General features: G+C 72.2%; 27 protein-coding genes and 2 pseudogenes. 11 read left to right on the top strand and 18 right to left on the bottom strand.

Annotated elements, in window-relative coordinates; genetic code table 11:
- Positions 1-73: 73 nt before the first annotated feature.
- Positions 74-946: a hypothetical protein gene (locus tag ACIBPC_RS19385; RefSeq protein ID WP_398846223.1), complete on the bottom strand. Its 873-nt coding sequence runs from the start codon at positions 944-946 to the stop codon at positions 74-76.
- Between the two features lie 29 nt (positions 947-975).
- Positions 976-1344 (bottom strand): peptidase inhibitor family I36 protein, encoded by a 369-nt coding sequence (locus ACIBPC_RS19380; protein ID WP_398846220.1) that lies wholly within the window; start codon positions 1342-1344, stop codon positions 976-978.
- Between the two features lie 633 nt (positions 1345-1977).
- On the opposite strand from ACIBPC_RS19380, the gene ACIBPC_RS19375 reads away from it, so the two are divergent.
- Positions 1978-2238 carry a hypothetical protein gene (locus ACIBPC_RS19375; RefSeq protein ID WP_362963693.1) on the top strand — a complete coding sequence of 87 codons (261 nt, stop codon included), beginning with the start codon at positions 1978-1980 and terminating at the stop codon, positions 2236-2238.
- Positions 2239-2398: 160 nt separating this feature from the next.
- On the top strand, positions 2399-3322 hold the full coding sequence (locus ACIBPC_RS19370; RefSeq protein ID WP_398846218.1) for an APH(6)-I family aminoglycoside O-phosphotransferase: 924 nt from the start codon (positions 2399-2401) through the stop codon (positions 3320-3322).
- A 15-nt stretch (positions 3323-3337) separates the two neighbouring features.
- On the opposite strand, the gene ACIBPC_RS19365 is transcribed toward ACIBPC_RS19370, so the two are convergent.
- From ACIBPC_RS19365 to ACIBPC_RS19350, 4 genes are read right to left on the bottom strand one after another with little or no spacing between them, the layout of a single operon-like run.
- Positions 3338-4327 carry an ABC transporter substrate-binding protein gene (locus ACIBPC_RS19365; RefSeq protein ID WP_398846216.1) on the bottom strand — a complete coding sequence of 330 codons (990 nt, stop codon included), beginning with the start codon at positions 4325-4327 and terminating at the stop codon, positions 3338-3340.
- On the bottom strand, positions 4324-5154 hold the full coding sequence (locus tag ACIBPC_RS19360) for an ABC transporter ATP-binding protein (RefSeq protein WP_398846214.1): 831 nt from the start codon (positions 5152-5154) through the stop codon (positions 4324-4326). Before ACIBPC_RS19360 ends, ACIBPC_RS19365 begins: the two co-directional genes overlap by 4 nt.
- On the bottom strand, positions 5151-6206 hold the full coding sequence (locus ACIBPC_RS19355; protein ID WP_362963701.1) for an iron ABC transporter permease: 1056 nt from the start codon (positions 6204-6206) through the stop codon (positions 5151-5153). The genes ACIBPC_RS19360 and ACIBPC_RS19355 overlap by 4 nt, the downstream gene beginning before the upstream one ends.
- Positions 6203-7231 (bottom strand): FecCD family ABC transporter permease, encoded by a 1029-nt coding sequence (locus ACIBPC_RS19350; protein WP_398846211.1) that lies wholly within the window; start codon positions 7229-7231, stop codon positions 6203-6205. Before ACIBPC_RS19350 ends, ACIBPC_RS19355 begins: the two co-directional genes overlap by 4 nt.
- Positions 7232-7325: 94 nt before the next feature.
- Between ACIBPC_RS19350 and ACIBPC_RS19345 the strand changes: the two are divergent.
- Positions 7326-7856, top strand: a pseudogene (locus tag ACIBPC_RS19345) (HAD family hydrolase); the annotation flags it as partial.
- On the opposite strand, the gene ACIBPC_RS19340 reads toward ACIBPC_RS19345, so the two are convergent.
- Positions 7796-9142, bottom strand: coding sequence for an MFS transporter (locus tag ACIBPC_RS19340; protein WP_398846208.1), 1347 nt, complete (start codon positions 9140-9142; stop codon positions 7796-7798). The pseudogene ACIBPC_RS19345 and the gene ACIBPC_RS19340 overlap by 61 nt on opposite strands.
- A 100-nt stretch (positions 9143-9242) precedes the next feature.
- Here ACIBPC_RS19340 and ACIBPC_RS19335 point away from each other — a divergent pair, with 100 nt between their 5' ends.
- The 3 genes from ACIBPC_RS19335 (at position 9243) to ACIBPC_RS19325 (ending at position 12004) form a co-directional block, all read left to right on the top strand.
- Positions 9243-10325 (top strand): DUF5937 family protein, encoded by a 1083-nt coding sequence (locus ACIBPC_RS19335; RefSeq protein WP_398846205.1) that lies wholly within the window; start codon positions 9243-9245, stop codon positions 10323-10325.
- Between the two features lie 181 nt (positions 10326-10506).
- Entirely contained in the window at positions 10507-11106 is a 600-nt protein-coding gene (locus tag ACIBPC_RS19330; protein WP_398846202.1) for a hypothetical protein, read from the top strand.
- Positions 11107-11326: 220 nt separating this feature from the next.
- Positions 11327-12004, top strand: coding sequence for a nucleotidyl transferase AbiEii/AbiGii toxin family protein (locus ACIBPC_RS19325; protein WP_398846199.1), 678 nt, complete (start codon positions 11327-11329; stop codon positions 12002-12004).
- 83 nt (positions 12005-12087) lie between these two features.
- On the opposite strand, the gene ACIBPC_RS19320 is transcribed toward ACIBPC_RS19325, so the two are convergent.
- Positions 12088-13041, bottom strand: a complete 954-nt coding sequence (locus tag ACIBPC_RS19320) for a YhfZ family protein (RefSeq protein WP_398846196.1) — start codon at positions 13039-13041, stop codon at positions 12088-12090.
- A gap of 146 nt (positions 13042-13187) precedes the next feature.
- On the opposite strand from ACIBPC_RS19320, the gene ACIBPC_RS19315 reads away from it, so the two are divergent.
- The 4 genes from ACIBPC_RS19315 to ACIBPC_RS19300 are packed head-to-tail and all read left to right on the top strand — an operon-like array spanning position 13188 to position 18723.
- Positions 13188-14585, top strand: coding sequence for an FAD-binding oxidoreductase (locus ACIBPC_RS19315; protein WP_398846193.1), 1398 nt, complete (start codon positions 13188-13190; stop codon positions 14583-14585).
- A 36-nt stretch (positions 14586-14621) separates the two neighbouring features.
- Positions 14622-15551 (top strand): hypothetical protein, encoded by a 930-nt coding sequence (locus tag ACIBPC_RS19310; protein ID WP_398846190.1) that lies wholly within the window; start codon positions 14622-14624, stop codon positions 15549-15551.
- A gap of 53 nt (positions 15552-15604) precedes the next feature.
- Positions 15605-17107 (top strand): FGGY family carbohydrate kinase, encoded by a 1503-nt coding sequence (locus tag ACIBPC_RS19305; protein ID WP_398846187.1) that lies wholly within the window; start codon positions 15605-15607, stop codon positions 17105-17107.
- Positions 17104-18723 (top strand): glycerol-3-phosphate dehydrogenase/oxidase, encoded by a 1620-nt coding sequence (locus ACIBPC_RS19300; RefSeq protein ID WP_398846185.1) that lies wholly within the window; start codon positions 17104-17106, stop codon positions 18721-18723. Before ACIBPC_RS19305 ends, ACIBPC_RS19300 begins: the two co-directional genes overlap by 4 nt.
- Positions 18724-18727: 4 nt before the next feature.
- Here the strand turns inward: ACIBPC_RS19300 and ACIBPC_RS19295 are convergent, their stop codons facing one another.
- Positions 18728-19669 (bottom strand): hypothetical protein, encoded by a 942-nt coding sequence (locus ACIBPC_RS19295; protein ID WP_398846184.1) that lies wholly within the window; start codon positions 19667-19669, stop codon positions 18728-18730.
- Positions 19670-19821: 152 nt separating this feature from the next.
- Between ACIBPC_RS19295 and ACIBPC_RS19290 the strand changes: the two genes are divergently transcribed.
- Positions 19822-20262 carry a hypothetical protein gene (locus tag ACIBPC_RS19290; protein ID WP_398846182.1) on the top strand — a complete coding sequence of 147 codons (441 nt, stop codon included), beginning with the start codon at positions 19822-19824 and terminating at the stop codon, positions 20260-20262.
- On the opposite strand, the gene ACIBPC_RS19285 is transcribed toward ACIBPC_RS19290, so the two are convergent.
- From ACIBPC_RS19285 to ACIBPC_RS19245, 9 genes and pseudogenes are all read right to left on the bottom strand, one after another.
- Complete coding sequence (locus ACIBPC_RS19285) at positions 20259-20522, bottom strand: hypothetical protein (protein ID WP_398846180.1); 264 nt, start codon at positions 20520-20522, stop codon at positions 20259-20261. The genes ACIBPC_RS19290 and ACIBPC_RS19285 overlap by 4 nt on opposite strands.
- A gap of 264 nt (positions 20523-20786) precedes the next feature.
- Positions 20787-21254: a hypothetical protein gene (locus ACIBPC_RS19280; RefSeq protein ID WP_398846178.1), complete on the bottom strand. Its 468-nt coding sequence runs from the start codon at positions 21252-21254 to the stop codon at positions 20787-20789.
- A 67-nt stretch (positions 21255-21321) separates the two neighbouring features.
- Entirely contained in the window at positions 21322-21546 is a 225-nt protein-coding gene (locus ACIBPC_RS19275) for a DUF397 domain-containing protein (RefSeq protein ID WP_362963728.1), read from the bottom strand.
- Positions 21547-21636: 90 nt separating this feature from the next.
- Positions 21637-22485: a helix-turn-helix domain-containing protein gene (locus ACIBPC_RS19270; protein WP_398846175.1), complete on the bottom strand. Its 849-nt coding sequence runs from the start codon at positions 22483-22485 to the stop codon at positions 21637-21639.
- A 17-nt stretch (positions 22486-22502) separates the two neighbouring features.
- Entirely contained in the window at positions 22503-23027 is a 525-nt protein-coding gene (locus tag ACIBPC_RS19265; protein WP_398846174.1) for a DUF6879 family protein, read from the bottom strand.
- The gene (locus ACIBPC_RS19260; protein ID WP_398846171.1) at positions 23008-23241 is read right to left on the bottom strand and encodes a hypothetical protein; all 234 of its coding nucleotides are present in this window, start codon (positions 23239-23241) and stop codon (positions 23008-23010) included. The genes ACIBPC_RS19265 and ACIBPC_RS19260 overlap by 20 nt, the downstream gene beginning before the upstream one ends.
- A gap of 103 nt (positions 23242-23344) precedes the next feature.
- Positions 23345-23872 carry a DUF6879 family protein gene (locus ACIBPC_RS19255; RefSeq protein WP_398846169.1) on the bottom strand — a complete coding sequence of 176 codons (528 nt, stop codon included), beginning with the start codon at positions 23870-23872 and terminating at the stop codon, positions 23345-23347.
- Positions 23859-24045: pseudogene (locus ACIBPC_RS19250) on the bottom strand (hypothetical protein); the annotation flags it as partial. The pseudogene ACIBPC_RS19250 and the gene ACIBPC_RS19255, both read right to left, overlap by 14 nt.
- Positions 24046-24303: 258 nt before the next feature.
- Positions 24304-24522, bottom strand: a complete 219-nt coding sequence (locus ACIBPC_RS19245) for a DUF397 domain-containing protein (RefSeq protein ID WP_398846166.1) — start codon at positions 24520-24522, stop codon at positions 24304-24306.
- Between the last annotated feature and the right edge of the window lie 62 nt (positions 24523-24584).

The following is a 24584-nucleotide window of genomic DNA, read 5'->3' as shown; positions in this document are numbered from 1 at the left end:
GCCGGAGCAGGGTCGGAAGCCCTCCTTGGCGGGCTGGGCTGTCCCGGAACAGTGCGGCGCGGCCGGTCCCTCGTCATCCGGTCTGCTGCGAGGAAGCCGCCCGGTCCAGAGCCGCCTGCTTCAACTCCTGATAACGACGTATGTCGGACCGCGCCGCGGCGTCGAGGACGGATCGCTCGGTGCGTTCCTGGACGTCGTGGACCGCCTCGTGGAGTCTGGCTTCGCGCTCACACTCGTAGTCCTGGGTGGCGATGCTCAGCTCCTCTCTGCCAAGATCCCGCAATGCCTGCCCGTCGCCGTCCGCAGCGTCGATTCCGGCCTCGAGCTCCGTCCGGGGAGCCTGCAGATCGGCGTAGGAGTAGCCCGAATCCCTCATGCAGGCGGACCAGTCGGACAGCGCTCCGGCGTACTGGTCGTCATTCTCGACACGGACCATGATCGTGGCCTGGAGACCTTCGAGTTCGTTCTGCAGCCTGTTCCAGTCCTGGCCGAACGCCGTTTCCCGCGCCTGATAAGCGCAGCCGTCTGGCCGATAGGCCAGGACCACGCCAGTGCTGAGGACGAACGACTCCTCCTGCGTGCCATCGAGAGCCCGGCTCCATTCGTCGGACTCGGAGGCCATGTTCATGGGGTCGCCATTCGCCCTGCTGAGAACCTCCCCCACCGCCCCGTAGCCATCCTGCTGTGCCCGCTCCTCGCGCAACAGACCGTAGGGATTCGTGGTGGCGGCACGGCCGCTGTCCGTTACCGTCCGCGGTGTATAGCCGAATCCGCGATTCGCCATGCATTCCGCGATAGCGGTTTCTTCCAGGGTCCGTAGGTACTGCGCCTCTGTCTCGGAGGTGGCCAGGGCTCCGGACAGCGGACGGGGATCGGAGTCGACCGGCTCGCGGCCACCGTTCCCGGAAGGGGAGCAGGCGACCGCGAGGACGGCGGCTACCACCATGACTTCGACACGAAGCCAGGAAGCCTGCCTCATACGCACCAGTTGTTCGAGTACACGTGGTGGTAGAGGGATGATCCCCATTCGGGGTTGTTGGCCACGTCGTTCAGCGAGTACATGCCGGTACCGCGAGGCAGCGTCCAGTAGTGCCCCGTGTAGTTCCGCTCGCTGTAGACACGCACGTTGCATGAGGTGCCGGCGTTCCACAATGACTCGGCGCCGCGGAACTGGCTGTAGGGCGTGAGGTCCCTGTTGTCCTCGTAGACCGCTCCGCGGTCCCCGGTTTCATAGGTGGAGGTGTAGGCGCACAGTGCACCGGACGGGCAATTGCGCGCGGCCTCCGCGGTGCCCACCGTGCCGAGACTTATCGTGAGCGCTGTGACTCCCAGGATGGCGGGCACGGCCAGTTTCCGTGCCACCCCTCTGCGGCTACGCGTTTCTTCCATCAGGGTCTCAGTCCTCTCTGGTTGGGGTGTATGAGGCCGTACCGGGACGGCTTCGCACCGGCAGAATGCCCGACTCCGGGACTCCGGCCCTTAGCAATGCGCGCCAGCCTCTTTTCGATGCGCGCCAAGCCGTTCACTGCCCTATAACGCCGCCCCCTTGCGGTGAGGGCTTGAGGGCGGCGGTGACACGCGGGTCAGGCCGTGGGGGCGTGGGTTTGCCGGAATTCAGAGAGAATCTGGTCGGCTGTCGCGTAGTCGACGAGGTGGCAGCCGCCTTCCGAGACGGCTGTGGATCGCAACTGCAAGGTTTGGGTGGGGCCGAGTGATTTGTGCCAGTGGTGGCAGCCCATCCCGCCGGAGGTGGTTGTGGTCGGCTGGTCGTGCGTAGGAAAGTGCGAGCTGTCCCCCGTTTGGGGTGGTGCGTGGGGTCGGGCTTTGCGTCCGTTGAGGCGCCGTCGAAGGATGGGCCCGACCGGCGTAGTGGGGAAGGTGTGGACGATGGCGGACCGTGTGTGGGAGCGGGCTGTACGGGAGGCGGAGGGGCAGTTTGGTCGAGTGCTGCCCGGTGTATCCCGCACTGTCGGGGGTGTGGATGATGCGCTGGGGCCTGAGCGGCGTGCTGCCTTTCGGCGGGAACTCGCGGGGGTGGGGGAGGGTGGGGCCTTCGAGGTCCTGCTCGACGCGTGGTGGACGCAGGCCGTGGTGGACAGTGCCTCGGATGCGGAGAGCCGTGAGGCGCTGCTCGAAGTGGCCGACCTGGCTGTCTCGTTGCGTATCGCGAGTCGACACGAGCCGGTTCCCCGTGCAGAAGTCGATGCCCTGATGGGTGCGTGGGGCGTTGGCCGGTGACGTCACGCCGATCCGACCGACTGGGTGAAGCGGTTCCGGCGGTAGAGCCGTTCGTTCAAGCGGTCGATGCGCCGGTGAGCGAGGCTGGGGCAGCAGGGCGTGGAGGTTGCTTCGGTAGTTTGGGGTGTCAGCGCGTGATCTTCGTGGGGGAAGGGCCGAGTTGAGTGTCTGGGGTGTAGTCGAGGTCCCGCAGTCCCTGGTGGTGTCGTATGCCAGGGAGTTCGGTGAAGAGGGGAGTGCCTGGATCGCCGGGCTGCCGGGGCTTGTTGGGGGACTCCTGGAGCGCTGGGAGTTGCGGCGGGATGGTGCGGTGCGGGCGGGGGAGGCGTCGTTGGTGTTGCCTGTGTTGCGTGTGGATGGCACGCGTGCGGTCCTCAAGCTTCAGATGCCCCGGGAGGAGACCGCTGCCGCGCTCGTCGGGTTGCGCACGTGGAACGGCGAAGGAGTCGTGCGGCTGCTCGATCATGATCCTCGCAGCAGCGCCATGCTCCTCGAACGGCTCGACACCGTCCGCACGTTGGCCTCGGTGGAGGACGACGATGTCGCGATGGGCGTCCTGGCCGAGTTGCAGGCCCGGCTCGTCAGCGTTCCCGCGCCGCCGGGGCTGCGTGGCCTCGGTGGCATCGCCGCCGCGATGCTGGAGCAGGTCCCCCGCGCGGTCGCGGCTCTGGCCGATCCCGCGGACCGGCGGCTCCTGCGCGGCTGGGCGTCGGCGGTGGCCGAGCTGGCCGGCGAGCCAGGGGACCGGCTGCTGCACTGGGACCTGCACTACGGCAACGTGCTCCCCGCGCAGCGTGAACCCTGGCTCGCCATCGACCCCGAACCGCTCGCCGGGGACCCCGGTTTCGACCTCTGGCCCGCCCTCGACAGCAGGTGGGACGACGTCGTGGTGAAGGGCGGCGCGTCGCGCGTGGTGCGCCGCCGCTTCGACCTGCTCACCGGCGTCCTCGGCCTGGACCGCGCACGCGCGACCGGCTGGACGCTCGGGCGGCTCCTCCAGAACGCGTTGTGGGACATCGAGGACGGCGAGACCGCGCTCGCGCCGTCCTCCGTCACGATCGCCGAGGCGCTGTCCGACCGCTGAGCCCCCGGGAGGGTGTCAGGCGGTCGGGGCCAGGGATTCCTGGAGTTCGGTGAGGATCTGGTCGGCCGCCTCGTAGCCGATGCCCAGGAACCACAGGTCGTCGTCCACCGGGAACGCGCGGTCGTTCTGGACCGCTGTCAGGTCGTCCCACAGCGGGCCGCCCACCGCGGCCTCCTCGCCCGACGCGTCGGCCGAGCCGTAGGACGTGTAGTAGATGACGTCCGCGTCCGCCTGGTCCACCTGTTCGGGGCTGATCTCGACCGCGAAGCCGTCGGGGGCCTCGTCGGTGATGGCCGGGCGGCCGAGGCCGACGTCCTCCAGGATCGAGCCGATGAAGTTCTCGCGGCCGTACAGGCGGGTGTTGGCGCCCTCGATGAAGCGGAGCATGCTGACCTCGGTCTCCGCCGCCGCCTCCGCGCCGCCGAGCGCCTCGGTGACCTGCGCGACGTGCTCGTCGTACGCGTCCACGACCGCCTGGGCCTCGTCCGCGCGGCCGAGGGCCTGGGCGTGCAGCGCGAAGTTCTCCTTCCACGGCGCGCCGACCGTCTCCGTCAGGACGGTCGGGGCGATCGCGGACAGCTCGTCGTAGAACTCCTCGACGCGGATCTTGCTGCCGATGATGACGTCCGGGTCCAGCTCGTTGATGGCCTCCAGGTTCGGCTGGCCGACGACGCCGATGTTCTCGATGTCCGCGAGCTGGTCCTGCGGCAGGTAGGAGAGGCCCATGGTGCCGGTGTCGGTCTCCGCCGCGCCGACGGGTGTGACGCCGAGGGCGAGGGCGGTGTCCAGTTCGCCCGTGTCGAGGACGACGACGCGCTCGGGGGCCGCCGGGACCTCGACCTCGCCCATCGCCGTGTCGACGGTGACCGCGCCGCCCGACGAGTCGCCTGAGCCGGAGTTGGAGTCGGAGCCGGAGTCCGAGTCCGAGTCGGAGCCGCAGGCGGTCAGGGCCAGCGTGGTGGACAGGGCCATGGCCGCCAGGACGGTCAGGCGGGTGCGCTTCATGCGGTGGGTGCCTCTCGTGCGGTGCGTGCGGTGGGCAGGGTGGGAGCCGCCGGTACGACGAGCGGGGAGCCCGTCACCGGGTCGGGGACGACGAGCGCTTCGAGGCCGAACACGTCGCGGACCAGCTCGGCGGTGACGATGTCGCCGGGGCGCCCGCGCGCCGCGATCCGGCCGTCCTTCATCGCGACGAGGTGGTCGGCGTACCGGGCGGCCTGGTTGAGGTCGTGCAGGACGGTGACGACGGTGCGTCCCGACAGGTGGCGCACGAGGTTCAGCACCTCGACCTGGTGCGCGATGTCGAGGTACGTCGTCGGCTCGTCGAGCAGCAGGAGTTCGGTCTCCTGGGCCAGGGCCATGGCGATCCAGACGCGCTGCCGCTGCCCGCCCGACAGTTCGTCCACGACGCGGCCGGCGAGCGCGGTGACGTCGGTGAGCGCCATCGCGTCCGTCACCGCCCGTTCGTCCGCCTCCGACCACTGCTGCCACCAGCGCTGGTGCGGCTGGCGGCCGCGCGAGACGAGGTCGGCGACGGTGATCGCCTCCGGCGCGACGGGCGACTGCGGCAGCAGCCCGATCGCCTGGGCGATGCGGCGCGTCGGCAGGGACGACAGCTCGGCGCCGTCGAGCAGGACCGCGCCGCCGCGCGGCTTCAGCAGCCGGCCGAGGGCGCGCAGCGTCGTGGACTTGCCGCACGCGTTGGGCCCGACGATGACGGTGACCTGCCCGTCCGGGATGTCGAGGTCAAGGGCGTCCACGACGGGCCGCGCCCCCTCGTCGTACGCGAGGGTGAGGTCCCGCGCGGCCAGCCGGGAGGAGGGGGGGTTCATGCGCGGCCTCCGGTGCGGTGCGTGACGATCAGCCAGAGCAGGTACGGGGCGCCCACCGCCGCCGTGACCACCCCGGCCGCCAGCTCGGTCGGCGCGAACAGCGTGCGCGCCAGCACGTCCGCCGCGACCGTGATGACGGCCCCGGCCAGCGCCGAGCACAGCAGCGGGAGTTGGGCGGTGCGGGTGAGGCGGCGGGCGATCTGCGGCGCGAGGAGGGCGACGAAGTCGACGGGTCCGGCCGCGCCCGTCGCCAGCGCCGCGAGGAGGACGCCGACGGTGGCGAGGCCGAGGCGGGTCGCGCCGAGCCGTACGCCGAGGGCGGTGGCCGTGTCGTCGTCGAGCGACACCGTGCGCTGCGCGCGGGCCGCCCACAGGACGGCGGGCAGCAGGAGCAGCAGCGCCAGGGCGAGGGGCTGGGCCTGGTCGTAGCCGCGCCCGTTGAACGAGCCGGTCATCCACACCGTCGCCTGCTGCGCGACCTGGACGTCGCCCTTGGTCAGGAACAGCTGGGTGACGGAGCGCAGCGCGATGGCGAAGCCGATGCCGATGAGGACGAAGCGGCCCGCGTGCAGGCCGCCGCGCCACGCGAAGACGTACACCAGGCAGGCGGCGAGCAGGCCGCCCGTCACCGACAGCCAGGGGAGGGCGGCGGCGGAGGTGACGCCGTACATCATCGCCGTCACGGTGAGGGCGGCCGCGCCGTGCGTGACGCCGATGACGTCGGGGCTGGCCAGCGGGTTGCGGGCGACGGCCTGGATCAGCGCGCCCGCGACGCCGAGCGCGGCGCCGACGAGCAGCGCGAGCGTGAGGCGGGGCAGGCGCAGGAAGTTCACGACGAAGTCGGCGTCCGACTCCTGGCCGAGCACGGCGCGCAGCGCCTCGCCCGGCGCCACCGCCGTCTCGCCGAGGCACAGCGCGGCGAGGCACGCGCCCGCCAGCAGGACGAGCAGCACCAGCGCGACGAGCGCCGCGCGCCGGTGGAGGAGGAACGAGGCGCGGCGGCGGCGTGCCACCGCGTACCCGGCGGGGCGGACCCGTTCGACCGTCGTCACGCCGACACCGCCGACCGCCGCACCAGCACCACCAGGAACGGGACGCCGACCAGCGCCGTCATCACCCCGGCCGGGACCTCCGACGGCGGGAACAGCAGCCGCCCCGCCACGTCCGACACCAGCAGCACCACGGGCCCCAGCAGCGCCGCCATCGGCAGCAGCCACCGGTGCGCGCCGCCGACCAGCGCCCGCGCGAGGTGCGGCACGGCCAGTCCGACGAACGCTATCGGCCCCGTCGCCGCGACCCCCGCGCCCGTCAGCACGGCCGCGCCGAGGCCGCCGGTGATGCGGACCAGCGCCACGTTCTGCCCGAGGCCGCGCGCCACGTCGTCGCCGAGGGCCAGCGCGTCCATGCCCCGCGCCGCGGCGGCGACCAGCAGCAGCCCGGCCAGCAGGAACGGCCATATGCGCGCCGCCACTTCGGCGTCCCTGCCGGTCAGCGAGCCGACCTGCCAGAAGCGGAACTCGTCCAGCGCCGCGCCCCGCGTCGTCAGCACCCCGGCGACGACCGACGCCAGCAGCGCGTTGATCGCGGCCCCCGCCAGCGCCAGCTTCACGGGCGTCGCGCCGCCCCGCCCCCGCGCCGCCACCGCGTACACCCCCACCGCCGCCGCGCCCGCCCCGGCGAACGCGAACCACACGTACTCCGTCAGCGCGTGCGCGTCCGCCAAGGCGATGCCGAGGACCACCGCGACCGCCGCGCCCTGGCTGACGCCGAGGATGCCGGGCTCGGCGATGGGGTTGCGCGTCAGCCCCTGCATCACGACCCCGGCGATGCCGAGCGCGGCGCCCACCATGAGGCCGATGACGGTACGGGGCAGGCGCAGTTCGCGGACGACCTCGGCCGCCGGGGTGTGCGCGTCGCCGCCGCTCGCGAAGAGGGCGCGCAGCACGTCGTCGGGGGCTATGGAACGGGCGCCGAGCGCGAGGCTGAGCAGGACCGCGACGCCGACGGCCGCACCGCCCGCCGCGAGCCGCCCCCAGGGCGCCCTGCGCGTGCGCGGCGCGGTGGCGGGCTGTGGCATGGCGTCCTCGGGCGGTGCGGGGTGCAACGGGTGCGCGGTCAGGTCAGGTTAGGCGAACCTAAGTGTACGGGCGGGCCAGGGGCAGAATAGCCCCATGGCACTTCCCTCCCTCCCGGCCCGCCCGTTCACCGTCGGCTTCGACCTGGACATGACGCTCGTCGACTCCCGGCCCGGCATCCGGGCGGCGTACGTGGCGCTGGCGGCGGAGACCGGCGCGGTGATCGACGCCGACCTCGTCGTCAGCAGGCTCGGGCCGCCGGTGGAGCAGGAGATGGCGCACTGGTTCCCGGCCGCGCTGGTCACCGAGATGAGCGCCCGCTACCGCGCCCTCTACCCGGCCCACGCCATCGAGGGCACCCTGCCGCTGCCCGGCGCCGAGGAGGCCATGGCCGCCGTCCGCGCGCACGGCGGGCGCACCATGATCGTCACCGCCAAGCACGGGCCCAACGCGCGGCTGCACATGGACCACCTCGGCCTGCGCCCCGACGTCCTGGTCGGCGACCTGTGGGCGGAGGGCAAGGCGGTGGCGCTGCGCGAGTACGGCGCGAGCGTGTACGTCGGCGATCACGTGGGCGACGTGCGGGCCGCCGACGCGGCGGGGGCGCTGTCGGTGTCGGTCGTCACCGGCCCCTGCGACGAGGCCGAACTGCGCGCCGCCGGCACGTCCGTGGTGCTGCCGGACCTGCTGGCCTTCCCCGCCTGGCTGGCGACGCACCTCGACGCGCGCGGCTGATCCCGCCCGGCGGCGACGGCGGCGGCGGACAGCAGCGTCGCCCCGGCCAGGCCGCCCCACAGCGCGCCGGGACCGCGCGGCGCCAGGGCGGTGATGACGGCCGGGGAGACGGCGAGCCCGAAGCCCGTGGACATCTCGAAACGGGCGAGGAGCCGCCCCATGGCGTGCGCGGGCGCCAGCGCGGTGACGAGCGCGGTGGCGCTGCCCGCGTACAGGATCTCGCCGAGCGTGCAGACGACGGAGACCGCCGCGACCGCCGGAGCGGCCCAGCCGGGCCCGAGCGACGCGGCGGCGAGGAAGCCGAGGTAGGACGCGGTGAGCACGGCGCCCGCGACGACCAGCACCGTCCGCCGGGGGAAGCGGGACATCAGGAGGGTGACGGGCACCTGGAGGGTGACGACGAGCACCGTGTTCGCCACGAAGATCGCCGCCGACCACATCGGGGACGCGTCCAGCTGCGTCACCAGGATCAGCGGCAGCGCGATCTCCGGGACCTGGAGGCAGAAGACGTAGACCACGTTGGCCGCCAGCAGCGCGCCGATCCGCGGCGCGGGCCCCTCCGGCGCGGCGTCCCCGCCGGTGTCGGCGGGACGTGCCCGCAGGCGGACCGAGAACGCGAGGGCCGCCGCCGTCAGGTACGCCAGCCCCGTCGCGACCGCCAGCACCCGCAGCGCCGTGCTCCCGCCCGCCAGGCAGACGGTGGCGATCAGCGCGCCCACGCCGAGGCCCGCGTTCCGCAGCGCACGGCCCGTCGCGAGCGCCGCGTCGCGCTCCCGGCCGTGCGCGACGGTGGCGACGAGCGCCGCGTGCGCGGCGGGCCACGCCTGGTTGCCGATGCCGAGGAAGAGCGCCGCCGTCGCGAACAGCCAGACGTGCCCCGCCGGCGCGGCCAGCAGCAGGACCACGCCCAGGACCCGTACCAGCATCGACGCCGCCACGACCGTGCTGCGCGCGCCCCTGTCGAGCCACTTGCCGACGGCGGGCATGCACAGCAGGCCGACGACGATGCCGCCCGTCATCGCCGCGCCGGTGACGGGCCCGGACAGGCCGAGCACCAGCACCCCGTACAGCAGGAGGAACGGGCGCAGCAGGCCGGTCCCGAGCGCGTCCACGACGAGGGCCGTGGCGTAGCGGGGTCCGCCGGAGGCGCGGAGGAGGGTCCTGGGCGTGGTCTTCATACCGCCGACGGTGCGCCCCGCCCGCCCGGACGGGCACGCCGGTTGACGCATCCCGTCAACCGGCGTCGCCCCCGCCCGCGCGGTCGGCGATGCTGGTGGGGTGACGCTCAGGATCGACCTCGGCGGCCCGCGGGCCGGACGGCTGCGGTTCGCCGCCTCCCCGCTGGCCGAACTGACCGCGATGCTGCACGTGCTCGCCGAGCCCGCGCACCACCCGCGCCTCGCCGCCTGGGCCGCGGGCGTCTGGGCCGGGATGCCGCCCGAACTGGCCGAACGGCTGCGGGAGGCCGAGTTCCTCTGGCGCTCATCGCGCGCCGACTTCCTGGTCCCCGCCAGGCCCCGGCCGACCCTCGCCGAGGAACTGGACGACGTGGACCGCATCGACGACGAGGCCTACGTCACCGCCGCGCTCATCACCACCTGCGGCAGCAACCGGGTCCGCTTCGGCACGCCCTCCCCGCTCACCGACGCGGCGGCGCGCGAACGCGCCCTGGACCTCGCCCAGGCCCGCGGCGCGCTCCAGCAGGCCTTCGCGGAACGGCTCCTCACGGACCCGGCCGCCGTACGGGCGCGCGTCCGCCGCACCCTCGAACAGTGCGCCGACGCCTTCTTCGACGCCGCCTGGACGGGCGCCGCCGCCCGGCTCGCCGCCGACCTGCGGCTGAAGAACGACCTGCTGCGCCGCCAGGGCCCGGCCGCGGCCCTCGCCTCCGTCTCCCGCGCGATCACCCTCGCGCCCGGCGGCGACCACCTCGTCATCGACAAGGTCCAGGACAAGACGGCCTTCGCGGACGGCACCGGGGTCACGTTCCTCCCGAGCGTCTTCGGCAGCCCGCACCTGGTCGTGGTCCACGCGCCGGGGTGGCGGCCCGTGGTGCAGTACCCCGTGCCGGACGAGGCGGCCGAGCCGGTGTCGCTCGACACGGTGACGCGGCGCCTTGAGGCGCTGGCGCACCCCGTACGGCTGCGGCTGCTGCGCACGCTGGCGCGCGGCCCGCACACCACGGGGGAGCTGGCCCACTCGTGGGAGCTGTCGGCGCCCGAGGTCTCCCGGCACCTCGCCGTCCTGCGCCGCGCCGGTCTCATCACGGCACGCCGCGACGGCCGCTACCTCCACCACACCCTCGACCTGCCCGCCGTGACGGCACTCGGCACGGACCTGCTGGCCGCACTCCTGCGCTGAACTCGGCGCACCTCTTCGACGTCCTCGCGCACCTGCGGCACGCGACACCGGCCCGCCACCGCGACGCGGTCCGTCCAGCCGACCAGGACGCTCCCTGTAAGTAAAAGAAAACTTCAGTTTGATGTTGATGAGTGGCGCGTTACTAAAACTAAGTTTTAGGTATCCCTGTTAGGGTGGGCAGGTGCGCGGGGATCGGACGGACACCAGGGCTGCCCTGTGGCGGATCGCCGCCGGGCAGCGTGGTTACTTCACGGCGGCTCAGGCCCTTGAAGCCGGGTACTCCTATCAAGCTCAGCGATACCACGCCCAGCGCGGCAACTGGACGGCCGTCGACCGTGGTGTCTACCGCTTCCGCGAGTTCGATGTCCTGCCCGGCGGTGAGGACGATCATCTGGTCCGCTGGTTCCTGTGGAGCAAGGGGCGCGCCACCGTCTCCCACATCACAGCCCTGTCCGTCCACGACCTGGGCACGGCCAATCCGGCACAGATCCATCTCACGGTCCCTCCCGGCTTCCAGCAGAAGGGCGACGCGGTGATCCTGCACCGGGCCGAACTCGCCCAGGACGAGACCGAGGAGCGTGGCGGCTACCGCGTGACGACACCGGTACGGGCGATCGTCGAGTGCGCGGCCGCGCAGGTGGACCAGGACGTGGTGGACTCGGCCGTCGCCGATGCCCTGGATCGGGGGCTGGCCACCCGGCGAGGTCTCCTGCACGCGGCTCAGCGGCTGGGCGCGCGAGCGGAACTCGGTGTCGGGTGGGCGCTCCAGGAGACGCGGTGACCGAGCGTTATCGTGACGCCACCGCGCTCCGGCGGGCCTTGGAAGCCCGGCTCAAGCAGCAGGCGGCGGACACCGGGACAGACCTGGCCAGGCGGCGCCGTCTCGTCGTCTTCGACCGGGTCGCGGCCCGCCTCTCCGCCGACCCGGCGGTGGGCTGGGTGCTCAAGGGCGGAGCGGTGATGGAGTTCCGGCTGCGTGGCAGAGCCCGCACGACCAGGACATGGACCTCGCCGCCCGTCGGGACGGTGCGGGGCTCGACGGCCCGGCGGTGCGTGAACTCCTCGTCGACGCGCTCGCGGTGGACGAGGACAAGGACGGCTTCCTGTTCCAGGTGTCGCCTCCGGTCGAGCTCAAGGCGGACACGGCGGGCCGGGGCGGCTGGCGTTTCTCCGTCGAGTCCCGACTCGCCGGAAGGGTATTCGCGACCGTACGCGTCGATGTCGTCGCACGGGGAGAGGAGATCGCCCTCACCGAGAGGCTCCCGCTGCCCAACACCCTGGGCTTCGCCGGCACTCCTTCCCGGGACATCGAGGTGGTGGACCGCCGCCAGCACTTCGCCGAGAAGCTGCACGCCCTCACCCGCGATTACGGTGACCGGCCCAACACCAGGGTCAAGGATCTGGTGGACCTGGTACTCCTCATCGAGAGCGGCCTGGCCGCGGACACGTCCGTAGGCGAAGCCGTACGGCATGTGTTCGCCGTGCGGGCGACGCACGAGGTGCCCGCCGTGCTTCCTGAACCGCCGCCGAGCTGGGCCGATACCTACCCAGGACTGGCCGAAGGCCTCACCGACACCCCTCCCCGGCTCGACGCCGCGCTCGGCGTGGTGCGCGGATTCTGGCGTGCGGTGTCCGGCGACGACGCGGTGGAGCCGGGGCGGGACAGCTCGCGCGGGTAGCTGCTCTCCGCTGTTCGCTCCAGCTCCTCGTGATCCGGCGGCGAGTCCGTCTCGCCCTCCGCCGTACGGCCCGCCGGTACCGGTTACGAGTCGCGTTCGCCCTCCGCCTCCTCGGCCGCCACCGCCGCGAGTTGGGCGGGTGCCACGTCGTCCAGGGGCAACGCGCCCAGGACGGCGGTCAGTTCGGGGCGGCCCGACCAGCCGACCAGGACGGCTGATGACAGGTGCTGCCACGCCGTCAGGCTCGCGGCGCTGCGCGGCTGTTGGGTGGCGAGTCCGGCCAGGTCCAGTGGGATGACGGACCGCTGGATGTGCCAGATCCCGGCGTCCACCTCGTCCCGCAGCACCGCCGCCGGGACGGCGGGGAACGGCGTCTCCCGGTACGTCACCCCGCTGTCCTCCGGGAACTCCGCCCGCGTCAGCGCCACATGGTCCGGCGACCCGCTGTCGATCGCGATGCGCACCGGCGTACGGTCCAGCGCCGCCGCCCGCCGGACGACGACGAGCCGCCCCGGCGCGTAGTACGTCCCCGGCCCGAGCACCCGCGCGGGCCCGACCACGCGTACGGGCAGCCCCACGCCCCCCGACACCAGCGCCACGTCGTGCTCCCCGCCCGTCACCGACCGCAGCCGCCCCGCGCCGCCGCCCCGGTGGTGCACGGTGTGCGGGATGCCGAGGTCCGTCAGCCCCTCGGCCATCGCCTGCTCCAGCACGTCGATCTCCGCCGGGCCGCTCGGCGGCAGCAGCAGCCTTACGGGCGCCAGCCCCGCCGCCTGCCACGCCTGCCCGACGTCGATGGCGCCGACGGAACGCCCCCGGTGCCCGTGCGAGGTGATGGTCAGCGCGCCGCGTTCCCGCAGCAGGTTCAGGGCGCGCTGGATGGTGCCCGCGCCGAAGCCGTGGGCGGCGAGGTACTCCGCGTTGGTCGGCAGCGTGGCCCCGGCGCCGCGCGCGAGGGCGTCGGTGACGATGCGGCGCACGGCGGGCTGGAGCGCCGTGCCGAGGGCCGGGCCGCCGCTGCCCCGCTCGTTCTCCATGGCCCCCAGTCTGCCGCGCGGACGGCGGGGGCGTTGACACGGGTCGGGCGCGGTGTAATAGTCCGGCAGTGGAGTACTCCACGAATGGAGTATTCGAGAGCAAGGCCAGAACCAGAGCAATCCGCCGTACGAAAACGAGGAATCGCGTGTCCGCCGAAGCTTCCGTCGTTGACCGCCTCACGTCGCTCCTCGGGGCAGGTGCCGTGCGCACCGGCGCCGGGGACCTGGCGGCGACCAGCCACGACACCTGGCCGCTGGCGACCAAGTGGGCCCGCGCCGGACGCCACCCGCACCAGGCCGACGTCCTGGTGCGCGTCACGTCCGCCGAGGAGATCGCCGGGGTCCTGGCGCTCGCCACCGAGGCGGGCGTCCCCGTCACCGTCCGCGCCCTCGCGTCGTCCGTCACCGGGCAGCCGCTGCCGGTGCGCGGCGGGATCGTGCTGGACGTCACCGGCCTGCCCGCGACCTGGGAGGTGGACGAACGGGACCTGACCGTCACCGCCTCCGCGTCCGTCAACGGCGGCGAGCTGGAGGACGCCCTCGCCGCGCGCGGCCTCACCCTGGGCCACTCGCCGCAGTCCCTGTACCGCTCGACGGTCGGCGGCTGGCTCGCCACCCTCGCGACCGGCCAGTTCTCGTCGTTCTACGGCGGCATCGAGGACCTGGTGACCGGCTTCACGGCGATCCTCGCGACCGGCGAGACCGTCGATCTCGGCGCCTCGCCCCGCGCCGCCATGGGCCCCGACCTGCGGCAGGTCTTCCTCGGCTCCGAGGGCACGCTCGGCGTGATCACCTCCGTGACGCTGAAGGTGTTCCCCGTCGCGCAGACGCAGCTGGTGCGCACGTACGCCATGCCGTCCGTCGCGGCCGGTCTGGCGTTCATGCGGGAGCAGGCGGCGCTCGGCCTGCGCCCGTTCCTCGTGCGCTTCTACGACACCGACGAGGCGCGGCACGCGATGGCCGACCCGTCGTTCGGCTCCCCGGTGCTGTTCACGGGCAGCCGCGGCGTGGACCGCATGGCGCGCGCCGAGGCCGAGACGCTGCACGAGCTGGCGCTGCGGCACGGCGGCACCGACCTGGGCCCGGCGGGCGCGGAGGGCTGGCTCGGGCGCCGCTTCGACTTCTCGGCCGTCGAGCGGCGGCTCGCGACCGAGGGCGGTTACGCGGAGACCATCGAGGTCGCCCACCTGTGGAGCGGCATCGAGGCGCTGCACACCGCGCTGAAGGAGGCCCTGGCCCCGTACGCGGACGAGGTGCTCGCGCACTTCTCGCACGTGTACACGCAGGGCACCTCCATGTACCTGATCCTCTTCGGCCAGGCCCCGACGGACGCCGAGGCCATCGCCCGCCTGGAGACCATCTGGGCCACGGCGATGGACGTCTGCCTGCGGCACGGCGCCGAACTGTCCCACCACCACGGCGGCGGCCTCGCCCGCTCGCCCTACACCCGCCGTTCCCTCGGCTCGGGCCACCTCGTGCTGCGCAAGCTCAAGGCCGCGCTCGACCCGGCGGACATCCTCAACCCCGGGAAGCTCGGCCTCTGACCGAAGCGCCCGCCCATCCCTGAAGGGCTACGGATCATGCACATCGACGTGCTCGACCTGCTCGGCGCCGCCGCGGGCGGCTTCCTCGGCGCGACGCTCGGAGCGCTCGTCGCCTTCGTCTTCACCGGTTTCGCGGTGCTCGTGGGAGTCGCCGTGCTGATCGGCGGCGGCGGCACCGCGTTCCTCGACAACGTGGCCTTCGGGCCGTTCTTCGGGCCGCACATAGCCTTCGCCGGCGGCGTCGCCGCGCTGGCGTACGCGAAGCGGCGCGGCAGGATCGCCGACGGGCGCGACATCGTGACGCCGCTGGTGAGCCTGTCGCGGCCCGACGTGCTGCTGGTCGGCGCGGTCTTCGGCGTCCTCGGCCTGCTCGGGCAGAAGGCGGCGCTGGAGATACCCGGCTTCGGCGACCACACCGACACGGTGGCCCTCACCGTCGTGGCGTCCGCGCTGGTGGCGCGGCTGGTGTTCGGCCGCAGCGGCATCATCGGGCCGCACTCGGAGGGGCTGACGGGCGCCCGCCGCTTCCTGCCCACCGACAAGCACGTCTGGCTGGCCTACCAGCAGCAGCCGCTCATGGCGGCGACGCTCGGCCTGTTCATCGGCGGCATGTCGGCCTGGTCGTCCGTGGTCCTGCTGAACGCCTACCCGGACGCGCCCGGCGTCACGTACCTGGGCTTCGGCGTCTCGGCGGTCTCGCTGCTGTTCCTCGCCTCCGGGCTGAACGTCCCGGCGACGCACCACATCACGCTCGTCAGCGGCGTGGCGGCCGGGGCGTTCACGGGCCAGGTCGGCGGCGACGCGGTGACGGTCCTGCTGGGCGCCCTGGCCGGCCTGCTCACGGCGCTGGTCGGCGAGGGCTTCTCCCGCCTGTGGCTGATACGCGGCGACACCCACATCGACCCGCCCGCGAGCGCCATCTGGCCCATGACGACGGTGGTCCTCCTCGTCGCCGAACTGCTCTGACCCGCCCCCCTCGACCCACAGAACCCGTTCCACCCGTTCGAAGGCGAACCACCATGACCGAATCCGCCGCCCGCATCGTGGTCATCGACGCAGGCACCACCGGCACGCGTGCCCTGGTGCTGGACGAGACCTCCACCGTCCTGGGCCAGTCGTACACCGAGTTCCCGCAGTACCACCCCCGGCCGGGCGAGGTGGAGCACGACGCCGAGGAGATCTGGGACGCCACGCGCCGCATGATCGTCACGGCCCTCGACCGCGCCGGTACCGAGCCCGCGCAGGTGACCGCCGTCGGCATCACCAACCAGCGCGCCACCACCGTCCTGTGGGACCGCCGCACCGGCGACCCCCTCACCCGCGCCATCGTCTGGCAGGACACCCGCACCGCCGACCGCGCCGCCGCACTGGCCGGCGAGTGGGGCGAACGGGTCTACTCCCGCACCGGCTGGTCCCTCGCGCCCGTCTACTCCTCCCTCAGCCTCGAATGGCTCCTGGCCAACGTGCCGGGCGCCCGCGAGCTGGCCGACGAAGGACACCTCGCGTTCGGCACCATCGACTCCTGGCTGATCCACCGCCTCACCGGCGGCGCGGCCCACGTCATCAGCGCCTCGAACGCGTCCGTCACCGGCGCGTACGACCTCCTCGCCGGCGACTGGTACGGCGAGTGGCTCGACTTCCTCGGCCTGCCCCTGTCCCTCTTCCCCGAGGTGAAGGACGACTCCGGGATCTTCGGCCACACGGACCCGGCCGTCTTCGGCGCCCGCGTCCCGATCGCCTCCGCCATCGCCGACCAGCACGCCGCGCTCTTCGCCCAGGGCTGCGTACGCCCCGGCATGGTGAAGTGCACGCACGGCACCGGCACGTTCCTCGACATGAACATCGGCACCACCCCCGTCATCGACACCAGCAGCGGCCTCACCTCGCAGATCGCCTGGCGCATGAACGGCGAGACCGTCTACTCCCTGGAGGGCTACGCCGGTTCGACCGGCGCCGCCGTGCAGTGGCTGCGCGACGGCGCGGGCATCATCGCCGAGGCCGCCGAGTCGGAGGCGCTGGCCCGCTCGGTGCCGGACAACGGGGGCGTCTACTTCGTGCCCTCGCTCACCGGCCTGTCCGCCCCGTACTGGGACGCGTACGCGCGCGGCCTGATCATCGGCATCAGCCCCGGCACGCGGCGCGGCCACCTCGCGCGCGCGACGCTGGAGGGCATCGTCTTCTCCGTGAAGGACTTCATCACGGCGATGGCCGAGGTCTCCGGCAACTCCATCGACCGCATCGCGGTGGACGGCGGCGCCTCGCGCAACGACCTGCTGATGCAGATCCAGGCCGACCAGCTCGGCGTCGAGGTGATGCGGCCGAGCAACACCGAGGCGACCAGCCTGGGCGCCGCCCTGCTGGCGGGCCTGGCGACCGGCGTGTGGCCCTCCGTCGAGGCCGCGCTCGCGACGCAGGGCGTGGACCGCTCCTTCGTCCCGCAGGCGGACGACGCGGAACGGGAGGCCCTGTACGCCGACTGGCGGCGGGCCGTGGACCGCGCGCGAGGGTGGGCCGACAAGTGAGGCGCGCGACCCGGGAGGAACTGACCGGCACGCTCTTCGACCTCGTGGTCGTCGGCGGCGGCGTCACCGGCGTCGCCACGGCGCGCGAGGCGGCCCTGCGCGGCCTGTCCGTCGCGCTGGTGGAGAAGGACGACTTCGCCGCCGGGACGTCCAGCCGCTCGTCGAAGCTGGTGCACGGCGGGCTGCGCTACCTCCAGACGTACCAGTTCCGGCTGGTGGCCGAGTCGGTGCGGGAGCGGGAACGCACCCTGCGCATCGCCCCGCACCTGACCGAGCTGCGCCCGTTCCTCTACCTCCTCTACGACGGCTACCCGGAGGGCAAGGCGCTGCTCAACCTCGGCCTGACCTTCTACGACGCCGTGTCCGGCCAGTGGCGCAGCCGCCGCCACCGGATGCTGAACGCCGAGCAGGTCCTGCGCCGCGAACCGCACCTGGCCCGCGCCGGGCTCAAGGGCGCCGGGCTCTACTACGACGCGCTGACCGACGACGCGCGCCTCACCCTGGCCACCGCCAAGGGCGCGGCCGACGCGGGCGCACTGCTCGTCAACCACGCGGCCGTCACGGCGCTCGTCCTGGAGAACGGCACGGCGCGCGGCGTCACCGTCACCGACACGCTCACCGGCGAGTCGTACGACATCCACGCGCGGCAGGTCCTCAACGCGACCGGCCCGTGGACCGACCGCACCCGCGCCCTCGAACACACCACGCCCACGCACCGGTTGCGCCCCACCAAGGGCGTCCACATCGTCCTGCGCAAGTCCGACTTCCCGCTGAACACGGCCGTCTTCCTGCGCTCGCCCGACGACAACCGCGTGGTGTGGCCGACGCCTTCGCTGGAGGACGACGTCGTGTACATCGGCACGACGGACACCGACTACGACGGCGACCCGGACGACGTGCGGCCCGACGAGCAGGACATCCGCTACCTGCTCAACGTCGCCAACCACACCATCCCCGAGGCCAGGTTGACCACGGACCACGTCGTCGGCTCCTGGGCCGGGCTGCGCCCGCTGGTCGCCCCGCCCGCCGGGGTCAGCGAGAGCAACACGTCGCGGGAGCACGAGATCACCGCCGGGCCCACCGGCATGCTCACCATCAGCGGCGGCAAGCTCACCAGCAACGTGCTCATGGCCAGGCAGTTCGTGGACGCGGCGCAGAAGGCGTCGGGCACACGCCCCGGGCGTTTCGCGGCGGGCAAGGTGCCCGTGGCGGGCGGCGACCGGGGCGCGGCCCGCACGGTGCGCGCGGAGGCCGAACGGGCGGGCGTGCCCGGCCCGTTGGCCGAGCAGTGGCTGCGGCGCTACGGCTCCGACGCCCGCGCGGTCCTCACGCTGTGGCGGGAGGACGAGGCGGCACGGGAGGTGATCGGCGCCCGGAACCTCACCCGCGCCGAACTGCGCCACCTCGTACGGCACGAGATGGCCCGCACTCTCGAAGACCTCCTGGTGCGGCGCACGTCGGTGTTCTTCTGGGACGCGACGGGCGGCCTGGACACCGTGGACGCGGTGGCGGCCGAGCTGGCACGCGAACTCGGCTGGACACCGGAGCGCACGGCCACCGAAATCACCACATACCGCCACCTCGTCACCACCCACCGTCCGCCCGGGGCGGCCTGACGCCTCAACCCCGCCGGTGCCTGGCGCCCATGGCGTGGAAGACCTTCTTCGGCTCCCAGCGGGTCCCGTCGAGCATGCGCACGACGCCGTAGGAGGCGAGGTCGCGGTCACCGGGCTTGTCGTAGTTGGCGAAGGAGAACCACAGGGCGGTGTCGACTCCTTCGTCCTCGAAGATGTCGAGGAGTTCGCCGAGGTAGCGCACCTGCTCGTCCTCGTCCGGGACGGCCCCCGGCGGCGGCTGCCAGGCCATGCCGCCGAGGTCGCCCGCGCCCCGGTAGGCGCACGTGCCGTACTCGGTGACGGCGACCGGCTTGCCGTGGGCCAGGGCCTCGCGCAGGTGGCCCCGGAAGTCGTCCGCGTTCTGCGCCGACCGGTAGGCGTCGACGCCCACGATGTCGAACGGGCTCCAGTCCACGGGCTCCCAGGGGCCGGAGGCGTAGGTGACCTTCCCGCCGAAGCCGGCGCGTACGGTCGTCGCGGCCTCGGCGAGGAAGGCGTTGAGGCGTTCGGGGACCGGCCCGAGGGAGGTCCACCACGCCAGGTCGGCGGTGGCCATGGCGTGGAGGCGGTCGCGGTGGGTGTCGCCGGGCAGGAAACCGTGGGCGAAGGCGCTGAGCTCGCAGCCGGTGACGAACACCACCTCGGCGCCGCCCGCGCGCAGCGCCTCCGCGCGCTGGGCACAGTCGGCGAGGAACGGCAGCATGCGCTCCGGGGGGAGATCGACGGGGAACGGGGAGAACCACACTTCGAGCCCGGCGTCGGCCGCGTGCCGGGCGGCGGTCTCCAGCCGTTCGGCGTCACGGCCGGAGACACGCACCGCGTCGCAGCACAGGTCACCGGCGATCACCGCCATCTCGTCCCTGACCTGCCCGGAGTCGAAGGCCTCACGGGTGAACAGCGGGCCGGGGAAGGTCCCCGTGTCGTAGTTGATGCCTCGCGCACGCACAACAAAGCCCTATCACGCGCATGACCGCGCGTGCCAGCGTCGGCGGGCGGTGGCCGTTGCGGACCCCACCTTCCACGAGCCGAGCGCACGGGTTCTACTACGTGAGGGAAATGTGTGACCCAACTCCCCGTACACGTACAGGAGAAGCGCCTGTGTCAGCAGATGAACCCTTCATCAGGCACGAAGGTGCCTACGTCTTATTGCTGTTCCTGACCGGCCTCGGTGTCCTGGCGTGGCTGACCGTCGCCGGGATCAGAAGGCTGTTCCGGGCTCTCAGAAGACGCGAGTCGCCTCTCCCGGCCGCCGCTCTGCTGGCGTGGGGCGCGACGGTTGCCGTCTACACCTGGGGACTCATCCTCCTGATCATGGAGGACGACTACGCCGAATCCATGGCGTGTCACGAGGCGGTCGGGCACAACCTCAGCGCCTACGAGCCGACGTATCTGCCGCTGCGCTTCGGCTGCGTGACCGACGACGGGGACGTGGTCCAGGTCATCATCCCGGGGTGGCTGAATCCTTCAGGCGCCCTGCTCACCCTCTGCGCGGCCGTCCTGACCGCTGTGCACATCGCTCAGCGGAGGCAGGACCGCTAGGCCGTTCCCTGGCTCTGGCGCTGCGCCGCCTTCGCCACCGCCCGCTGGCGGGAGATCGACAGGAACAGACCGGCGGCGGCGATCAGGAAGCCGACGCCCATCAGCATCGACACGGCGTAGGCGATCGACGGCAGCGGGTCGGCGCCGACGAACAGCGGGACGAGGGTGACCAGGGTGGCGACGGCACCGACGAGAAAGACGACACCGCCCACCCGCACCAGCCCGTCCCCGGGACGCCGGGAGGATTCGTGCGTACTCATACGCACCAGGGTCGCACGTCGCCGGGCGGCGAGAACTCGGGCACCGGCCGTTCCGGCACCACGGGGAGAAGCCCGGCCCTGCATGCCTCGGCACAGGGCTGCTCCGCTACCGAGCTGCACATCTCCGACCGTCCCTGTGTGCCGTCGTCCATCTCGCCGACCGGGACGCCTCGGGGCTGGACGCCCTGATCGCGCTCCTCGGCCTGCTGCTGACCAAGGTCTGCCCGGTGCTCATCGCCCTTGGCCCGGCGGGGGCGTGGTCGGTCACCGGGTGGGGCAACGGAGCGCGGGGGCTGCCCGGTTGGGGGTGCAGGTGACGAGGGCGGCGGAGTGGAAGAGCGCTCCCTTGAGGTAGTGGCCGAGTGATACGTCGCCGCCCCAGGCCAGTTGGTCGATGGCGGCCTTCACGAGGGTGACGAGCCGGGCCGCGTCCGCGTCCCCGGGGGAGGCGAACCGGGGCGCCTGCTCCACGAGCCGGGCCTCCAGCCAGGCCCCGGCGTCCTTCGGCTCGTCCCAGGTCCCCCGGATGAGCGCGGGCGGTTTCATGAGCCAGTGGGCCGTCTGGAGCGGCGGTACGTCGGAGGCCGGGAAGACGGCGACGGCCTCCCGGTAACGGTCCCGCACGTCCGTGTCGCCACTGGCCGCCGGGGGCTGTGCGGGCGGGGGGCGGCGGATGCTCTCCTTGTCGAACGTCTTCTTGTCGCCGAGCCAGGTGTAGCCGTGGTGGTGCACCGTTCTCCGTTCCGGAGGAGGGGAACGGCCCCGTCCGCGTCCACGGGCGCGGACGGGGCCGGGTGGCTCAGGCGGAGAGGCCGAAGCGGGCGGGGTCGATCCCCGCCGCGTCCAGCTCGGCGCCGGTGAAGCGCAGCGGCTCGGCGTGGGGACGCTTGCTGTCCCCCACGGCCCACGCGTCCACCCCGATCCGGGCGAGCGTCACGCACGCCTCACCATCCGGATGGGTGTTGCCCCCACACGCCTTGACGAACTCGGCTCCCTCGATGGACAGCCCATACAGATCGGTCATCGCCATTCCCTTTCCGTCGTCCGAATGCACAACTGACGCTAGAAAGAGGGCCGGGCGCGAATCCAGCTTGTTGCACGCGGTTGCACCGATTCACCCGAGCGCTGTCAGCGCGCCGGAAATGAGAGCGCGCGCTCGTCCGCCGTGGACCGCCATGCGCGAGAGCCCGGAGAATGCCCGCAGGTAGGTGTGGATCTCCCCGGGAGCGGTCAGATTGATCTCCGCTGTGAGCGTCTCGACCGCCACCTGCCTGTCGTCGAACGCGTAGAACGCCTCAAGGGGCCAGAGGGTCCGGCGGGCACTGGCGGGGATGACTCCGAGCGAGACGTTCGGCCGATTCATCACCACGAGCAGGTGTTCCAATTGTTCGGCCATGGACGCTTCATCGCTGACCCGGTAACGGAGGACTGTCTCCTCCAGCACCAGGGCGAAGCGATGATTGCCTTCTCTGATCACCCGTGAACGTTTCTGGCGGGCCGCTACCGCTTCGGCGACATCGTCGGGGGTTCCCTGGAAGGACGTGATGGAGCGCAGGAGCCCGGTGGTGTAACCGGGGGTCTGGAGCATGCCGGGGACCACGTTCGACGCGTAGACGCGGAAAGAGCGAGTCCGTTCGTACAGCGGAACCGTCAGTTCATGGACGCGGCGCATGCCGTCGCGATGGAGCTGTCTCCATTCGACGTACATCGACTCCGCGTTGCGGGACGCGGCGATGATGTCGGCTGCCTGTTCCGGGACTCCGCAAGCGGCACACCAGGCCCGGACGTCCGCGTCGGAGGGAGGGGTCCTGCCCCGGGCGATACGCGAGGATTTCGACTTGTGCCAGCCGCAGCGGACGGCCAGCTCATGCCCGGAGAGTCCGGCGTCTCTCATCAGCCCTTGAAGCCGGGACGCCACAGCCGCGCGTGCCGCGTTGGCGCTGGAGAGCGGGGAGTCGGGCATGAACTGACCGGCAGATGTCAGACGGTGTAGCGCTCGTGCGGGATGGCGCGTTCCCACACGGCTTCGAAGGCCGATGCGCAGAACTCCACCACTGCCCGGTCCTCGGTCTGGTCGGTGTGGACCCAGCGGCCATTGCCGTCGAAGATGTTGAACTGCACGACACGGCTGTCGAAGATCCAGCAGTCGTTTCCGGGCAGGGCGAGGTCCGACGCGCTGCGCCGGGGCAGCCAGCGGATGTCCTCACCCGCGGCGACGTTGGTGAACGTCCCGGAGTGCTCGAACGCGATGTAGTCGCTGACCGGCTCCGACACCACGCGCGCCCTGCGGATCAGCACGCCGTTCGCCGTGACTTCCCGGACAAGGTCCAGCCAGGGGCGCCACCAGGAGGAGCGGTCGTCCGGGTCGAGGCGATGTCCCCGCTTCCAGGCGGCGAAGCCGTCGATCTCGTTGTCCACCCCGTAGCCGTCGCGCATCTCCAGGTGGACGGCCGATGTCCGCGCCGATCGGAGGAGCGCGGCGAAGTCAGTCAGACTCTGCGACACGGATGGCCTCCCGTAGCTGCGGGATCAGTCGCCGGGGAACCCTGATCACCGACTCGTGCCCCGGCAGCCTAACGTCCTTCGCGCTTTCCTCCAGGGTCCGCCCGTCGGCCGTCCAGCCCTGGATGACGAGGTCCCTGTTCTCCCCGTCCACCCATACCGCGGGCGAGCCGTGATCACCGGACTTCGGATCTTTGCCGATGAATCGCAGGTCCATGACGTACCTCCCGGTGTCGAGCCGCTGCCTCGCCCGAGAGTCGTCGGCAGGGACAACGGCGGTCAAGGACTGCGATCCGGACAGTCTCCGCCGCCGCAGCGGTTCACTCGCCGTGCTCGGCCCACCATTCCGGGAACGGCACGGCGTGCGCCAGCGCCGTGTCGCGGTAGCCGAGGAACGTGGAGAGCTGATCCTCGCCGGGGAAATCGGTGCCGAGATACTTGCCGTCCCCGTCGTAGGACATGGCACCGATGGTCTGTTCATCGAAGAGCCAGAAGTCCGGGGCGCCGGGGATCGGGTTTTCCCGCTCGGTCGTGTCGAGGATGAAGAATTCCTCGCCCGCCGTCATGTTGCGCCGGTAGCCCCAGGAGAGTTCGTACCGCAGGTAGTCGGTGAGGGGGCGGGCGAGGATGTGGACGCGGTACATGCGCTTGCCCGCCCGTACGGCGTCCCCGACCGTTGTCACCCAGCTGTCGGTCCGGTAATCCTCGGGCTGCGGTTCGCCGGCGAGGAAAGCCTGGTACGCCGCCACCCCGCCCGACTTGCCGTAGTCGTCCAGCGTCTCCAGCCGGAACGCCTCCCGCTCGAAGTCGTGGAGCCAATCTCCCAGTGTCTTGGATGAGGTTGTCACGCACTGCCTTTCGGATGAGGTCGGCAGGGACCTCGACCAGAGTCTCGTGGGCCGGAACCGAGCCCGTGCTCGGCCAACTCAGTGCCCTGGATCGCCAGGGTGCCACGGTCCGTGGCGTAGATGGCCGGGCACTCGCCACTTTCGCACTCGCCCACCAGCCGTGTCAGCTTCATGGTCAGCCCCTCCCACCGGTTGTGTCGTGTCCGATCCTCGCGGTCGTCACCCAGGGGTGCAAGGAGCTGTCGTTTCCGTTACTGGAAACCGGCGTCAGCGCGGTCCGGCGGAGACGAGTGGCGGTCGATGACCGCTGGCTGAGTCGGCGAACCACAGGCGGGAGGGGCGGGCGCGGCTCAGGACGAGCCCTCTGGCGTTTCGCTGAACGACGGCCGGTGGTTCCACGGTGGGACGTGTGGACCACCGGCCGTGAGTCGTCAGTTGGCCAGTTCGCTGTCCCGGACGGCGCCGACGAAGGATCGCCACGCGCCGCCCGCCACGGTGAGGGTGGGACCCTCTGGAGTCTTGGAAACACGGACGGGTACGGTGCCCAGGGTGGCCGCTGAGGGGGACCACTCGACGCACGACCCGCCGGATGAGGTGCTGTACGAGGACCTTGTCCAGTCGCGGATTGCGTGGAGTGGGGTCTTGCTCATGGGGGCCTCCTGGCGCTTTGTCGGACGACGGCTGGTGGTTCCACTGTGGGACGCGCGGACCA

The sequence above is a fragment of the Streptomyces sp. NPDC049879 genome (genome assembly GCF_044461265.1).
Classification (GTDB): Bacteria; Actinomycetota; Actinomycetes; order Streptomycetales; family Streptomycetaceae; genus Streptomyces.
This window is presented reverse-complemented; position numbering and strand designations above follow the sequence as displayed.

Coding starts and splice junctions, on each gene's coding strand:
- ACIBPC_RS19260 (WP_398846171.1), bottom strand. CDS start 23,241: ATGGACCTGCGATTCATCGGCAAAGATCCGAAGTCCGGTGATCACGGC.
- ACIBPC_RS19320 (WP_398846196.1), bottom strand. CDS start 13,041: ATGGAGAACGAGCGGGGCAGCGGCGGCCCGGCCCTCGGCACGGCGCTC.
- ACIBPC_RS19325 (WP_398846199.1), top strand. CDS start 11,327: ATGGACCTCGCCGCCCGTCGGGACGGTGCGGGGCTCGACGGCCCGGCG.
- ACIBPC_RS19245 (WP_398846166.1), bottom strand. CDS start 24,522: ATGAGCAAGACCCCACTCCACGCAATCCGCGACTGGACAAGGTCCTCG.
- ACIBPC_RS19365 (WP_398846216.1), bottom strand. CDS start 4,327: ATGAAGCGCACCCGCCTGACCGTCCTGGCGGCCATGGCCCTGTCCACC.
- ACIBPC_RS19275 (WP_362963728.1), bottom strand. CDS start 21,546: ATGACCGATCTGTATGGGCTGTCCATCGAGGGAGCCGAGTTCGTCAAG.
- ACIBPC_RS19350 (WP_398846211.1), bottom strand. CDS start 7,231: ATGCCACAGCCCGCCACCGCGCCGCGCACGCGCAGGGCGCCCTGGGGG.
- ACIBPC_RS19385 (WP_398846223.1), bottom strand. CDS start 946: ATGGTGGTAGCCGCCGTCCTCGCGGTCGCCTGCTCCCCTTCCGGGAAC.
- ACIBPC_RS19310 (WP_398846190.1), top strand. CDS start 14,622: ATGCACATCGACGTGCTCGACCTGCTCGGCGCCGCCGCGGGCGGCTTC.
- ACIBPC_RS19270 (WP_398846175.1), bottom strand. CDS start 22,485: ATGCCCGACTCCCCGCTCTCCAGCGCCAACGCGGCACGCGCGGCTGTG.
- ACIBPC_RS19285 (WP_398846180.1), bottom strand. CDS start 20,522: ATGAGTACGCACGAATCCTCCCGGCGTCCCGGGGACGGGCTGGTGCGG.
- ACIBPC_RS19340 (WP_398846208.1), bottom strand. CDS start 9,142: ATGAAGACCACGCCCAGGACCCTCCTCCGCGCCTCCGGCGGACCCCGC.
- ACIBPC_RS19305 (WP_398846187.1), top strand. CDS start 15,605: ATGACCGAATCCGCCGCCCGCATCGTGGTCATCGACGCAGGCACCACC.
- ACIBPC_RS19360 (WP_398846214.1), bottom strand. CDS start 5,154: ATGAACCCCCCCTCCTCCCGGCTGGCCGCGCGGGACCTCACCCTCGCG.